The sequence below is a fragment of the Nocardia sp. NPDC051321 genome, assembly GCF_044455225.1.
Classification (GTDB): domain Bacteria; phylum Actinomycetota; class Actinomycetes; order Mycobacteriales; family Mycobacteriaceae; genus Nocardia.
This window is the reverse complement of sequence record NZ_JBITEM010000007.1, coordinates 230,756-244,924: the sequence shown is the minus strand read 5'-3', so window position 1 is coordinate 244,924 and position 14,169 is coordinate 230,756. Positions and strand designations below refer to the sequence as shown.

Genomic DNA, 14,169 nt, shown 5'->3' with positions numbered 1-14,169 from the left:
ATGTTGCGAAGGCGGAAGCTGGCAGCGGCGCCGGGCCAAGCGTTGGTCTCTCCGAGCCGGGTCGGCGGGATTCTGCGCACGAACAAGATGTCGCCTGTGGGGCAGCGCCCGCGCGACCCGTGTCGCGGAGGTCCACGGGATCGGGGCCGCACGGCTGATCCTGAGCCACGAGGAGAACTCCGCTGTCACCACGCAGGCGTACGTGAACCTGGAACGGCCGGTGGTCGACTTCGCGGACGCCCGGTGAAAACGTTCGAAAAACGTTCACTCGGCCCCTGCGAGCGACCGACCCCCGGTGTTCTAGCTGCTAGAACCCTCCGCGGGCTGCAACTTCAGCGAGATGGAGTTGATGCAGTAGCGCTTGTCGGTGGGCGTGTTGTATCCCTCGCCCTCGAACACGTGGCCGAGGTGGCTGTGGCAATTCGCGCACAGTACTTCGACCCGGTGCATGCCGAGGGTGTCGTCGGTTTTGAGGATTACCGCGTCGGACTTGGTCGGGTCGAAGAACGACGGCCAGCCGCAGTGTGAGTCGAATTTTTCGGTGCTGCGGAACAATTCGGCGCCGCAGGCCCGGCATTCGTAGACGCCGTCGGTCTTGGTGTCGGTGTATTCACCGACGAAGGGACGTTCGGTGGCGGCCTCGCGCAGCACCGCGTACTCCTCGGGGTTCAGCTTGGCGCGCCATTCCTGGGGCGTCAGCTGGATCCGCGGCGCGGGCAGGGAGGTATCGGCTTCGGAACTCATCACTCCACGCTAATAGGTTTCGCCACCGCCGTCGCGGAACCATCGGCCGGCCTGGGCGAATCGGGCGCGGCAGGCAGCGGCTCGAGCCAGGTGGGGTCGATGCCGAACTGCAGCCGGCCCTCGCGTTTCGCGGCCAGATACCGATCACCGAGTACACAGAACACCACGACCAGCAGTAACCCCCAGCCGAAGGTGACCCGCAGATAATCGAGATCGCGGCCGAAATGCTGCCAGCCGGGTCGGTCCGACAGCCACTTGTCGTAACTCATGAACCCGAAGATCGCCAGCCACGCGGGCCAATTGCGCAGCACCGAATTGCGCAGCACCACTGTCAACAGGAACGGGAACAGCATCATCGAGTAATACATCTGCCCAAGCGACGGCAGCAGGAAATACGCGGTGAGCAGCACGCCGGACGAGGTGCACACGAAGAACAGCTCGTCCTGGCGGTAGTAGCGCCACAGCAACCACAGCGAGATGGCGACGAGCACACCCATCCCGAGCCGGATGAACCAGATCAGCCACGGCGACAGCCCGTAATACTCACCGTTGCCAGGGATCGAGCTGTTGAAGTAGTCACGGGTCTCGAAGAGGTACGGCGCGGTGTGGCTGAAGAACTTCTCCGGGTCCTTCGACATCGGCCAGGCGATCGCGGTGAGCACAATCGGCACGCCGAGCGCGGTGATGAATACCTTCCACTGCCCGCGGACCAGCGCGATCAAAAGCAGCGGTGCCAGCGTCGGTTTCACCGCGATACTGAGGCCGAGCGCGACACCGGCCCACAGGTCTCGTCGCTTGAGCAGCAGATGCAGGAAGAGCAGCTCGGCCAGCAGAATACAGCCGTTGACGTTGGTGAAGACCAGCGTATTGGTGACCGTCTCCGACATGAACATCGCGAGCAGCAGCACCGGCGCGACAACGGAATTCACCGTAAAACGGAACAGCCGAAGCATCAGATACCAGGCGAGAATGATCGCGGCCGCGTTCAGCAGGATGAACAGCCAGCGCGCCTTTTCGTAGTCGTGCACCCAGGCCACCGGCGCGATGAGCAGCGTGCCGCTCGGGTAGTACAGGTAATGCGGATCGACCGAGTCGAAGTTGGCCGTGTACACCGGTCGCCCGTTGAGAAAATCTAGCGACGCCTGGTAAACCGGCCGGAAGTCGTCGGTGATGAAACCGTTGACAGCCTTGATGAAAACCCGGTTCAGCACAGTCATGACCGCGAACGGCCAGAGCGCGAACTTGATCACCTCGGCGGTGGTGCGAGCACTGCGGGGCTCGAGCTGTCGAAGTAACACTGGGGCACGGTACACCGGATCAGCTTCCGGCGGTTGTCCGGACCTCTTCGACGCGCCGCTAGAAGCGCTATTCGGCAGCCGGTCAGGCCGGGCAGGCGGTTCCGTCGGAGGGCAGTTTCGTGTCCTTCAAATAGTCGACCATGATGCGCTGCGCGCAACTCGAATGCGTGGACACCGGGTGACCCCAGCCCTGCCAGGTGACGCCCGCCTTCCGCGCACCGGCCGCACCGAGGGCTCCCGCGACCGACGCCTGCCCCGCATTGCCGACTACCGGGTCGGCGACGCCGCCGAGCACCAGCACCGGGATGTTGAGCTTGTCCGGCATCGCGGGCGCGGTGGACACCGGCCACGCCGCGCATTCCATCAGCCCGATCGCCATGTTCTTGCCGAACACCGGGTACTTGGCGCCCCACGTACCCATCAGTTCCTTGGCCTTGGTCGGCGTCGGCGGCTGCTGAGTGTCGGTGCAGCGGTTCACGAATTGGCCGTCGCCGCTGATGGCCGCGGACTCGCGCTGGATCAGATTGCCGAGCGCGCCGCGGTCGCCGCGCCCCGCCGCCGACAGCGCGTCGGCGAGTTCGCGGACCCGGGTGGCCTGGTCGGCGCGCGGGCTGCCGAGGAAACCGGAGACCGCGGTGAGCAGCGCGTTGGCCGAGATGTCGCCGAGGCCACCGGAACCGGCGCGGTGCACCAGATCGGTGATCGCGGCCCGCGGATCCGCGCCCAGTGAACAGCTGAGCCCGGTGCAGCGCTGAGCGAAGGCGGTCAACGCCGCCTCTGCGCCTTCCAGTTGCTGCTCGGCCCGGGTGATCGCGTCCGCACCGACCGCCTCTGGGGAGTCGACGACGAGCCTGGCCAGGTGATCGCCGTACTTGCGGGCGTAGCTGAGCGCGACCTTCGCGCCGTTGCCCGAGCCGAGCAGCGCGATGTGGTCGACCTGCCACTGCTTGCGCAGCTGCTCGATGTCGTCGGCGGCGTGCTGTGCGTCGAAGGCGCCCTCGTAGGGCTGCAGGAAGTCGCGGCAGGCGATGGTGCCGTCCTGGCTGAACGTGGTCATCGCCTCGACGGGATCGTTTGCGTCAGGCCCGAATTGGGCGTTGTCGAGCAGTCCCTTGCGAACCTCGGGCGGCAGGCAGTCGATCGGCTGCGAGCTGCCGATGCCGCGCCGGTCCACCGCGACGATCGGGCGCGCGGCCAGCAGCGCGCTCGCCGGACCGACGGCCAGGCCCGCGAGGGTGGCGGTGGAGGAGCGGTCCGCGCCGGAGGTGAGCAGCAGCGGGGCGGCGTCGGCCGGGGTTTGGTGCAGCCGGGCCCGGATCGCCGCGGTGCGGAAGTTGCCGAGCACGGCGCCGCCCCCGTCGATGGGCGTCGTGTACTCCGCGCAGTCGAGCACCAGCCCGGCGGGCGCGGGACCGAGGCCGAGCAGATCGAGCGTCGGCGCGGTGCAGTCCTTCCACGCCAGGTCGGTCTTCGGCAGCTCAGCGTTCGGCGGCGGGGCCGGGGCGACCGAGGTCGGGGCGACGCCGCCGACCCGTTGGCGCTCGACGGCGACGCCGGGACGGTCAGAGGGTCCCGCCCCGCATCCGGCGATCATGATCGAGAGTGTCGCGGCCAGCACGACGGCCCGAGTCCAGCGCATGCGCTACAGCCTGCCAGGTTCGGGCAGTTGTTTCATGCACGGGCCCATCGGGTCAGCATCGTGCCGTCGTTGTCGAGCAAGATATGCGCGCGCGCCATGGGGCGGTGGAACTCGTGCGCGGACAGCGAAATTCGCCGGGCCGTGCCGCCGACCAGCACGGGTGCGGTGGTCAGGCAGAGCTCGTCGACCGCGTCGGCGGCCAGCAGCTCGCCGAACAGGTGGGGTCCGCCCTCACACAGCACGCGATGTAGTCGGCGCTCGGCGAGCACCCGCAGCAGCGCCTTCGGGGTCACCGCGAGGTCGCCCGCCTCGATGACGTCCGCGCCCGCGTCGGTCAGTTGCTGTTTGCGGTCGGCGGGGGCGGTGGTCGTGGTGATGATCAACGGCGCGACGGTCGTGTCGGTGAGCAACCGGGCGCCGAGGTCGATCGCCGCGCTCGCGGTGACCACCGCGATCGGCGGCGCCGCACCGTCCGGATGACCGCCCATACCGCGCTCGTGCAGCGCGCGCCGGCGCCGCGGATCGGTCCTGGCGCCACCGTAATTCTCCGAGCGGACGGTGCCCGCGCCGACGAGCACCACGTCGGCCAGTTCTCGCAGCATCAGGAACACCGCTTTGTCGGCGGGCGTGCCGAGGCCCGCGGATTGACCGTCGCTGGTCGCGCCGCCGTCGATGCTTGCCACGAAATTCGCGCGGACGAACGGCTCGCGAAGGTCGGCGGGGTACGCGTACAACTGCGCGAGATCGTCCGGTGTCAGGTCTGTGAGCTGGATCGCATTGTGGATACGCTGCATGAAGGTGATCTCACCACGTCATTACGCTCTACACATGCAAGAACGCCTCGTCGACCGCCACCCAGAGGTTCCGGCCGACCAGCTCGTCGCCCAGATGGTGCCCCCGCCGATGTTCGACGAGGTCAGCTTCGGCTCCTACATTCCCGACCCCAAGGAGCCGAGCCAGGCGGCGGCGGTGCGCAAGGCCGAGGAGTTTGCCGGCGAGGTCGCCAAGATCCATCAGGCGGTGAACAAGAAGAGCCTGTTCGGCAAGAAGAAGCAGGTGTCCGGGGCCGGGCTGTATCTGGACGGTGGCTTCGGTGTCGGCAAGACCCACCTGCTCGCCTCCATCTTCCACAGCGCGCCTGCGCCGAAATCGTTCGGCACCTTCGGTGAGCTCACCAATCTCGTTGGTGCCCTTGGCTTCACCAATGCGGTGGAGCGGTTGTCGGCGAACAGTGTGCTGTGCATCGACGAATTCGAGCTCGACGATCCCGGCGACACCATGCTGGTCTCGCGGCTGCTGACCGAGCTGTCCGCGAAGGGTGTTTCGATCGCGGCCACCTCCAACACGCTGCCGGGCCAGCTGGGCGAAGGTCGTTTCGCCGCACAGGATTTCCTGCGGGAGATCAAGAAGCTCGGCTCGATCTTCCAGCCTGTCCGGGTCGACGGCCCGGACTACCGGCATCGCGATCTGCCGCCGGCGCCGGAGCCGACCTCGTCGGCGTTGCTCACCGAACGGGCCGCTGCCACAACGGGTTCCACGCTCGACGACTTCGACGAGCTGCTGCGGCATCTGAGCACGTTGCATCCGTCGAAGTTCGGCGCGCTGATCGCCGGGGTGTCGTCGGTGTTCATCGCGAACGTGCACCCGGTCACCGACCAGGCCGTGGCGTTGCGCATCGTGGTGCTGGCCGACCGGCTCTACGACGCGAGCATTCCGGTCACCGTTTCCGGTGCCAAGCTGGACCAGATCTTCTCGCAGGAGATGCTCGACGGCGGGTACCGCAAGAAGTATCTGCGCGCGGTGTCGCGGTTGCTCGCGCTGTCGCGGTTCGAGGTTCCGGCGTAAACCCCCCTGATTTGAACAACCAATGTTTCATTTGGTTTGCTGGCGTCTCGGGGGAACCGATGATTGGAGCACCCGCATGACCCGTTCGCTTCGTACCCCGATCGCGCTGGCGGCCGGACTGGCCGTCGCCTTCGGGCCGGTGACCGGTGCCGCACTCGCCGAGCCGCCCGTCGCGTCGGCGGTCGCGTTCGACCGTTCGCTGAACCTGCAGGGTGTGCAGAACGCTCGGGACATCGGCGGATACCGGACCGCCACCGGCAAGACCGTCCGCACCGGCCTCGTCTACCGCACCGGTCAACTGAACAACGCCACCCCGGCCGACCTCACCGAGCTGTCCAGTCGTCAGGTCCGCGTCGTCGACGATCTGCGCACCGTCTACGAACGCGCGATCGGCCCCGACAAGGTGCCCGCGGGCGCGACCGCAAACTGGGACGACGTTATCGGCCAGGCCCCGCCCGAGGTCATGGCCAGCACCCTCACCGGCGGCGACAGCCTCTACCGCGCGTTCATCACCGCGCCCGGTGCCAATGAGGCCTTCGCCTCGGTGCTGCGCGACATCATCGACACCGACGGCTCGGTGCTGTTCCACTGCACCGCGGGCAAAGACCGCACCGGCTGGACCGCCGCCGTCCTGCTCACCGTCCTCGGCGTCGACCGCGACACCGTCAACCAGGACTACCTGCTGTCCAACCAGTACCGCAACGCCAACCCGAACGACCCGATCAACGGCGTCCAACAGCCCTGGCTCGACGCCGCTTTCGACCAGGCGAACCAGACCTACGGCAGCTTCGACAACTACGTCCGCGCGGGTCTGAAGCTCTCCGACGCCGACATCGCCGCACTGAAGACCAAGCTGCTCGCCTGACTTTCGATGTCCGCCCACACCCGGCGCCTTCGGTCGGGGATCTTGTGGACGGCGGAAAAAGGACCGAACGGTATCGAATGGCCCGCCGCTACGATCCGGGCATGACGAAGTTCAAGACGTGGGACGGCCTGGAACTCAACTATCGGGTGTGGGAGGGCGAGGGTGTTCCCGTCGTTTTGCAGCACGGCGTGGTCGCGGATACCAACGCGAACTGGATGAGCACCGGGGTGGTCGGGGCGCTGCAGGCGGCTGGGCGCACGGTGGTTTCGCTGGACGCGCGTGGGCATGGGCGCTCGGACAAACCGCACGATCCGGCGCAGTACTCGTGGGAGTTCATGGCCAAGGATGTGCGCGCGCTGTACGACGAACTCGGCTTCGATCGTGTTGTGCAGGTGGGATATTCGATGGGCGCGATCATCTCGCTGCTGGTCACCGCCGCCGATGAGCGGGTCGAGCGGCTGGCCATCGGCGGTGTCGGTTCGGGGGTGCTCGATTGTGGTGGCGTCGATCGCCGGGTTGTCGAGCTGACCGATCTCCAGGTCGCGATGGGTGACGACAACGCGGGAGCGCCGCCGACCGCGATGATGTTCCGGATTCTCGCGGACGCGGTGCATGCCGACCGGCACGCCATCCAGGCGGTCGCGACCGGCCTCGATTCCCGGCCGATCAACGGACTGTCCGACATCACCGTGCCGACGCTGGTGCTCGCGGGCGACAACGATCCGTTCGCCGCCGAGCCCGAACGCCTCGCCGACGCGCTGCCCAACGGGACGTTGCACGTGGTGCCCGGCGATCACCTGATGGCCGTGGTGGCGCCGGGGTTCCACAGTGCTTTGGTCGATTTCGTGAAATAACCACAGCGTGAAATGACTTCAGCGTGAGATGAATTGACTTAGAAGGCCAACCGCATCACGAAGTCATCGTGCCGTTGATTGCCGACGGTGTTGGTCTTGGTGCCGACCGACTGGAATCCGTGCTTCTCGTAGAACCGCCGAGCCCGCGCATTCTCCTGGCTGACACCGAGCCACACCCCGGCAAACTGACCCTCGCGCGCCCGCTCCAGACACGCGTGCATCAGCGCCGTCGACACCCCGCTGCCGTGATGACCGGGCACCACATACATCTTGTTGATCTCCACCACCGGCCGCAGATCCACCGCCTCGGCCACCGCCGGATCCGTCGGGTCGCCCGCGATGAGCATCGCGTAGCCGACGATCTCGTCGCCCGCGACGGCCTTGAGCACGGTCCGGTCCGGATCGCTCAGGTACTCGCCGAACCGTTCGCCGGACAGCGCCTCGGTGATGAAGATGTCGATATCGTCGGTGCTCGCCTCGGGTGGGCAGGCGAGGGGAAAGGTCGCGGCCGCAACGTCACTGAGTTCTTCGGCGTCCCACAGACCAGCCCGGTCGACAGTGACTGGGATGTTGCTCATGACTCCAGTAGAGCATGACCACCCGAAGAGGTGGGATGTTTGTCTGCTTCAGGTCGCGAGTGGAACACCCGCGCCAGCCCGATCAGCGCCGCCGCGAAGACCAGCGGGATCACGAATCCGATCCGATGCCCGAAGCCCGCCGCGACCGCGCCGACCACCCCGCCACCCACCAAAGTGCCTGCGTAATTGAACAGATTCAGCCGCGCGATGAGCGCGTCCAGGCCACGACCACTGGTCAACTGCCCGGCCTCGCTGAAGCACAGCGGCGCGATCACCGGCATGCCGACGCCCGCGATCAGGAATCCTGCGATCGCGACGATCGGCCCGGGCGCGGCGATCACGATCGCCAAGCCGACCACGCCGATGGCGGCCGCCGTCCGCACCACGCGGCGCGGTCCGAATCGGCGCACGAACAGGTCACCGGTGAGCCGCGCGACCAGCGACGTGCCTTGGTACGCGGCCAGCCCCAAGGCCGCGGTCGCCGAACTGGCGAGCAGGTCGTCGGTCAGATACAGCGCCGACCAGTTACCAACGGCCAAATCGATGGCAAACACCAACGCCATCGCGATACCGAACACCAGATACGCACGGAAAGCGACCGGCGCGGGTTCCACCACCTCCTCGGCCGGGCCCGCCTCCGCCTCCTGCGTTCCGAGCAGCCGCGGTCCGAGCACCAGCCCGATGACGAGCACGATGCCCGCCGCGCCGAGCAGTGACTCGCGCAGCGTCACCGCCAGCGCCTCACACCCGGACACGAACAACGCGCCGGTAATCGACCCCGCACTCCACGCCGCGTAAAACGACGACAACACGAACTTCCCATACCCGTGCTGGATGAACACCGCCTGCATATTGGTGCTCGCGTCGACGATGCCGACCGCGATCCCGTAGCAGCTCAGCGTGCTCAGCAGCACCGCCGTGTTCGGCGCGAACGCCACCCCGACCCCGGTGATCGTGATGAGCAGCAGCCCGATCCGCACCGTCGCCCGGCTCGACCACCGCAGCGCCAACCGCTCCGCCGCCACACTCCCGCCACCCGCGAGCAGCGACACCAACACCACCGAGCCGACAATCAACCCATCGGACAGCCCGAACTTGTCCTTCTGCTGCGGCAACTGCGTCAGCACCACGGCAAAGAAGAAACCCTGCAGCCCGAACGCGAACGAGTTCGCGATCCGGGCGCCCCGCAGGATGGGCGCGATCGAACTCATCTGCGCAGGGTAGCGGGGCAACCGGGGTCGCGCGCGCGGAATGAATCGGGCGCGCGAGGCTGCGCTACACCACCGCCCCGATCACCCTCGGCGAGACCGAAATCCGCGCAGGCGAACTCGTCTTGGTCGCGGTTGGTTCGGCCAATCGTGACGAACGTCATCTCGCGGACCCGACGGCCTTCGATCCGGACCGCGCCAGCAATCACATCGCCTTCGGTTACGGCATCCACTACTGCCTCGGCGCCGGCCTGGCCCGCATGGAGGCTCGCATCGCCGTCACCCACCTGGTCACCCGCTTCCCCGAGCTGCACCTGGCCGTCGATGACGACGAACTGCGCTGGCGTGAGAGCATTCTGATCCGCGGCGTCCAGGATTTGCCGGTGGATCTGGCCGGTGCCCCGGCGCTGCCTTGAATCGCCGATTAGGGCAACCGACTTTGCTGCGCGCCGTAAGCGACGTAATCTCCTGCGCATGACGAGCGGAAACCGCATCGCGATCGTTGGTGCGGGTATCGCAGGTCTTGCCTGCGCGAAAGTGCTGATCCAGAAGGGTTTTCCGGTCGAGATTTTCGACCGGGCACCCGATGTCGGTGGCGTGTGGAGTGCGACCCGCAGGTACCCGGGGCTGCGAACCCAGAATTCCAAGAACACCTATCACTTCTCCGACTTCCCGATGCCCTCGGATTACCCGAAGGTGCTCGACGGCGAGCAGATGCAGGCGTATCTGGCCGCCTATGCCGACCACTTCGGTCTGCGTGAGCACCTGCGGCTCAACACCGAGGTCGTCGCCGCTGATCCGGTGGACAGCGGCTGGCTGCTGGAGATTCGTGACCAGGGCGGTATACATCGGACCTCCTGCGATCATCTGGTAATCGCCAACGGGGTGTTCAGCGAGCCCGCCGTCCCGGACTTCCGCGGTATCGAGCTGTTCCGTGCCGCGGGCGGCCAGATGGGTCACGTGTCGGAATTCCTGGATGTCGAGGCGGTGCGCGGCAAGTCCGTCGTTGTCGTCGGCTACGGCAAGTCGGCCTGCGACATCGCCGAGGCGGTGAGCGACGTCGCCGCTTCGACCACCGTGGTGGCGCGGCGACTGCTGTGGAAGATGCCGCGCAAGCTGGCTCGGGTGCTCGACTACGAGCGACTGATGCTGACCCGCTTCGGCGAGGCACACTTCCATCACCTGGAACCCGGCCGGATGGACCGCTACCTGGACGGCCCCGGCGTTTCGTTCCGGACCGCCAATCTCGACCTGATCCAGGAACTCGCCACCAAGCACATGAACCTGCGCGAGCTCGGTCTGCTGCCGGAGGGCCGGTTCGAGCAGATCGCCGAGAGCACCGTCAGCCTCGCCACCGAGAACTTCTACGAGCAGGTCGCGAACGGCCGCATCGTGGTGCAGCGCGACACCACTATCACCGAAATGCGCGGTGGCGGCGGCGAAACGCCCGCGGTGCAGCTGTCCAACGGGCACCTCGTCCCTGCCGATATCGTCGTCTGCGCCACCGGATTCCAGCAGTGCGTGCCGTTCCTCACGCCGTATGTCCAGCGCAGGCTCACCGACGAGCACGGCAACTTCCGCCTGCACCGCCAGATCCTGCCGCTCGACGTGCCGAACCTGACCTTCGCCGGCTACAACTCGTCGGTGATCAGCACCCTCAACGCCGAGGTCGGCGCGCACTGGACGGCCGCACTGCTCACCAACCAGCTCGACCTGCCGCCGCGCGACGAAGTGAGCGAGCAGATCGACGCCAGGCTGCGCTGGATGGAGGAACGCACCCACGGCCACCACGCGCGCGGCACCGCGATCACCCCCTTCTCCATCCGCAACGTCGACGAAATGCTGGCCGACCTGAAGTTCCGTCTCCCCTTGCGAACCCGTGCGTCCCAATGGTTCCGCACGGTCCGCCCGGAGTCCTACCGCGGCCTGACCACCAAGCACGAGCCCGTGCCCTCCGCACCCCCCGAACATCCGATCGAGCACGCCGATGTCGCGGCCCCAGGCCCCAGCCTCGGCGCACCCCGAACCCCCGACCTGGGAATGCCGCAGCCAATCGATCTCAACGCGCAAGTGCCCGAGTCATACGGTGCGCCAACGGGCCACAACCTGAACGCCGGCGCACCCACACCACATGGTGTGCCGCACAACCCGAGCGCACATGACGTACCAAGAACACACGATCTGAGCATCGGCGCCCCCACCGACCTCCTACACGGCTCCCAAGGCAAGTAACCCTCGCGCGCGGACCGCTATCGGTAACGCCTGCACCTGGTGCCGTTGATCGCGCGGCTGGGACGCTATCGGCAACAGCCGCATTCTTTCTTGGGATCGGCACTCGCTTTAGGGCCCTACTCCGGGTGCGGATCCCGAGGCAGGGTGCGGATTTCGATGTCGTGAGGTCTGTGCCCTGCTGAGTGCCCGTGTTGGATCGGCACGGGCTATGGGGTTGTTTGGGGTGCGGGCGGCGGGGTTGGCGCGTGGCATCGAGACTCGCCGGGGGTTATCAATAGCGCAATGTTGGTAAAGCTGCATTTCGCTGGTGATAATCCTGGGGTGGAGGCGCTGGACATGAATCTGCTGGTGGCGCTGGATGCGCTGTTGGAAACGAACAGCGTCACCCGGGCGGCCGAACGGCTGCGTACCTCGGCTCCGGCGATGAGCCGGACGCTGGCCAAGCTGCGTCGGGTGCTCGGTGATCCGCTGCTGGTGCGGGCCGGTCGCCACCTGGTGCCGACGCCGCGGGCGCTGGAATTGCGTTACGAGGTCGGCACTCTGGTCGAGCAGGGGCGGGCCTTGCTGACGCCGCGGGGCGCGATCGATCCTGGTGTGCTGAAGCGGAACTTCGCTGTGCAGGCGGGGGACGCGGTGCTCACCGAGTTGGCCGCGCCGCTGCTGGCCGCCGTGCGCGCGCAGGCGCCGGGCGTGACGCTGCGCTTCCTGCCGGACCTCGAAGGCACCGCGGCACTGCGCGACGGCCGGGTCGATATCGAGGTCGGGGTGATCGACCATGCCGATCCGGAGACGACGGTGCGCCGAGTGTACGGCGACCGGGTCATCGGGATCGCCGCCGCCGATCATCCGCTGGTCACCGAGCGGGTGACGGTCGCGCGGTTCGCGGCGGCCGCGCACCTGAGCATTTCGCGCAACGGCCACGCGCGTGGGCCGATCGACGACCGGTTGGCATTGCACGGTCGCACCCGCCGCGTAGTCGCCACGGTGCCGAATCTGACCACCGCGCTGTTCGCGGTGCCCGGCAGCGACCTGATCTGCTCGGCACCGGCGTTGCTGAGCCGCTCGGCCCTGCCCCCGCTCGGGTTGTGCGCGTTCGAGATTCCGCTACCGCTGCCCGAGGTCGCGATCGGCATGGCCTGGCATCCGCGCAACACCGCCGACAGCGGTCATCGCTGGCTGCGCGAGCTGATCGAGAAGACCCTGACCAGGTCGGTGGACCCTACTTAGGCGGACTCGACAATCGGTAGTCGCGCGGCGTTTCGGTGCTGCGCTCGGGCTGGTAGCTGTTCGAGTTCAGGTCTGTCGCAGGCGGTCCGAAGACGTCGGAGCGGCCGAGCGGGGCGGCCGCGGTCTTCTTCAGCTCGTCCAGCATCGCCTGCAGCTTGTCGACGTGGGAGTTGTCGACCGGGATCAGGTCTTCGTCGGCGCGGTGCGCACCGGTCAGCGCGGTGCCGTTCGTCTCGATGGCGGTGCCGTTCGTACCGCGGCTGTAGTCGCCGCTGTCCGGCGCCGAGGGAATCATGCTCTCGTACGAATTCTCGTGCGGGCTGGTGAAGTTCTGATACGACGAGGCGACCGGTTCGCGCGGTGCGGTGAAGCTGGACTGACGGACGGGCAGCGGTTCGCGTGGCGTGGGTGCGGTGAAGTTCGTCGATGGCGCCGGGCTGGGTTCGCGTGGCGTGGGTGCGGTGAAGTTCTGCGACGGCGCCGGCCTCGGCTCGGGCGCCGCGGGTGCGCTGAAACTGCGTTGCGGCACCGAGTTCGCCTCGTGCGCCGCGGAGTCGCGTCCCGGTGGCGTGTCGCGTGGGCTGGGGGAGCCCTCGTAGCGGCGGGACACGCTCTCCCTGGTCGCCGCGGCGTTCTCGCGGGCCGCCGTGGTGTTGTCGCGGACGGTCTTGGCGATCTCGTGCGAGTTGCCGATGCTTTCCCGCGCGGTGGGAGTGGTCGCGGCGGAGACGGATTCGCGTTGCGGCGCAACACTCTGCTCGACCGTCGCGGAGTTCCTGCGGGACGCGGCGCGCGGTAGGGGACGCTCGGCGCGCTCGGCATCCGGCGCGGCATGCGACGGGCCACCGCCGGATTCGACCTTCTCCAGTCGCCCGTCGATGCCTGAAATGTCCTGCCCGGCACGGAAAGCCCACGCCTCGAGCTTGGCCAGGCGCGCCTCGACGCTGCGATCAGCGGGAACCACGGTGGCAACGCTGACCCCATCGACACCGTCGACCCGGGCCGCGACGGCGTCCAGTTTGTCGCTGACCTCACGCAGAACCGCCGCGATGCTCGACAGCATCGCGCCGATCGACTCGCCGGTCTCTTGGCCGTGCTCCATCCAGTAACCCACTTCCCCGTATCGGCCCAGCTCGCACTCGGCCGGACGATTCTATCCGTCCAGTTGGAAATACGCGGTGCGCGACCGTGCCTCGCGCACGCGCGCGGCTCGGTCGTGTACCGACGCTGTTGTCGGTTCGCGGACCGGCTCTGACACCGGCCCCATGGATCTGATCGAAGCAGCGTAGGCGGGCCGTCCCGCGCCGGTGCAGGCGGAGGTCGACGCGATCCGGTTTGTCCGGAACAGATCTGCTTCCCATCGGCAACCAGCCGAGGCGCACCCCGACGTAGCCTAAGCGCTTTCTCGCTCCGACGGCAGTCCGAAGTGCGTGCGACAGCGCGCATGGGCGCGTGGCGCGGCGACGTCGCAGGATGGCGGTTACTGTCAATCCACCGACATATGCGTGTCGTTGGAGCCACCTGCTACGGCGAAATTCCTTGTGCCGCAGCCTACACCAGGCGTTCGACCGGAAATCTGACAATGTGGCGCACCCGGGCGCGGGGTAAAGGGGACTGGCGAGGTCGGCGAGTCTGACGCACTCTTGATCTATGGCGTAGGTCGCCAGACCTGCGGTGGT

General features: G+C 67.3%; 13 protein-coding genes. 6 read left to right on the top strand and 7 right to left on the bottom strand.

The genetic code is table 11. The annotated features are described in order from the left end of the window. Positions 1–300 precede the first annotated feature (300 nt). From msrB to ACIA8C_RS18570, 4 genes are all read right to left on the bottom strand, one after another. Positions 301–744, bottom strand: a complete 444-nt coding sequence (gene msrB, locus ACIA8C_RS18585; RefSeq protein ID WP_397136112.1) for a peptide-methionine (R)-S-oxide reductase MsrB — start codon at positions 742–744, stop codon at positions 301–303. After that, positions 744–2,042, bottom strand: coding sequence for a glycosyltransferase family 87 protein (locus ACIA8C_RS18580; protein WP_397136110.1), 1,299 nt, complete (start codon positions 2,040–2,042; stop codon positions 744–746). Before ACIA8C_RS18580 ends, msrB begins: the two co-directional genes overlap by 1 nt. 82 nt (positions 2,043–2,124) lie before the next feature. Next, a complete protein-coding gene (locus ACIA8C_RS18575; protein WP_397136108.1) occupies positions 2,125–3,681 on the bottom strand; it encodes an alpha/beta hydrolase in 1,557 nt (518 codons plus the stop codon). Between the two features lie 32 nt (positions 3,682–3,713). Next, positions 3,714–4,475 (bottom strand): pyrimidine reductase family protein, encoded by a 762-nt coding sequence (locus tag ACIA8C_RS18570; protein ID WP_397136106.1) that lies wholly within the window; start codon positions 4,473–4,475, stop codon positions 3,714–3,716. Between the two features lie 34 nt (positions 4,476–4,509). Here ACIA8C_RS18570 and zapE point away from each other — a divergent pair, with 34 nt between their 5' ends. The 3 genes from zapE to ACIA8C_RS18555 all read left to right on the top strand — a co-directional run bounded on the left by zapE (position 4,510) and on the right by ACIA8C_RS18555 (position 7,245). Next, positions 4,510–5,526, top strand: a complete 1,017-nt coding sequence (gene zapE, locus ACIA8C_RS18565) for a cell division protein ZapE (RefSeq protein ID WP_397136104.1) — start codon at positions 4,510–4,512, stop codon at positions 5,524–5,526. A gap of 76 nt (positions 5,527–5,602) precedes the next feature. Next, the gene (locus ACIA8C_RS18560; protein WP_397136102.1) at positions 5,603–6,391 is read left to right on the top strand and encodes a tyrosine-protein phosphatase; all 789 of its coding nucleotides are present in this window, start codon (positions 5,603–5,605) and stop codon (positions 6,389–6,391) included. A gap of 101 nt (positions 6,392–6,492) precedes the next feature. Further along, positions 6,493–7,245, top strand: coding sequence for an alpha/beta fold hydrolase (locus ACIA8C_RS18555; protein ID WP_397136100.1), 753 nt, complete (start codon positions 6,493–6,495; stop codon positions 7,243–7,245). A 38-nt stretch (positions 7,246–7,283) separates the two neighbouring features. On the opposite strand, the gene ACIA8C_RS18550 is transcribed toward ACIA8C_RS18555, so the two are convergent. Next, positions 7,284–7,823 (bottom strand): GNAT family N-acetyltransferase, encoded by a 540-nt coding sequence (locus ACIA8C_RS18550; protein WP_397136098.1) that lies wholly within the window; start codon positions 7,821–7,823, stop codon positions 7,284–7,286. Continuing rightward, positions 7,820–9,034, bottom strand: coding sequence for an MFS transporter (locus ACIA8C_RS18545; RefSeq protein WP_397136097.1), 1,215 nt, complete (start codon positions 9,032–9,034; stop codon positions 7,820–7,822). The genes ACIA8C_RS18550 and ACIA8C_RS18545 overlap by 4 nt, the downstream gene beginning before the upstream one ends. Before the next feature lie 44 nt (positions 9,035–9,078). Here ACIA8C_RS18545 and ACIA8C_RS18540 point away from each other — a divergent pair, with 44 nt between their 5' ends. The 3 genes from ACIA8C_RS18540 to ACIA8C_RS18530 all read left to right on the top strand — a co-directional run bounded on the left by ACIA8C_RS18540 (position 9,079) and on the right by ACIA8C_RS18530 (position 12,490). Beyond that, complete coding sequence (locus tag ACIA8C_RS18540; RefSeq protein WP_397136566.1) at positions 9,079–9,447, top strand: cytochrome P450; 369 nt, start codon at positions 9,079–9,081, stop codon at positions 9,445–9,447. Positions 9,448–9,505: 58 nt separating this feature from the next. Further along, on the top strand, positions 9,506–11,263 hold the full coding sequence (locus ACIA8C_RS18535) for a flavin-containing monooxygenase (protein WP_397136095.1): 1,758 nt from the start codon (positions 9,506–9,508) through the stop codon (positions 11,261–11,263). Positions 11,264–11,545: 282 nt separating this feature from the next. Further along, complete coding sequence (locus ACIA8C_RS18530; RefSeq protein WP_397136093.1) at positions 11,546–12,490, top strand: LysR family transcriptional regulator; 945 nt, start codon at positions 11,546–11,548, stop codon at positions 12,488–12,490. Here ACIA8C_RS18530 and ACIA8C_RS18525 read toward each other — a convergent pair. Then, positions 12,483–13,592 (bottom strand): hypothetical protein, encoded by a 1,110-nt coding sequence (locus tag ACIA8C_RS18525; protein WP_397136091.1) that lies wholly within the window; start codon positions 13,590–13,592, stop codon positions 12,483–12,485. The genes ACIA8C_RS18530 and ACIA8C_RS18525 overlap by 8 nt on opposite strands. Positions 13,593–14,169 lie beyond the last annotated feature (577 nt).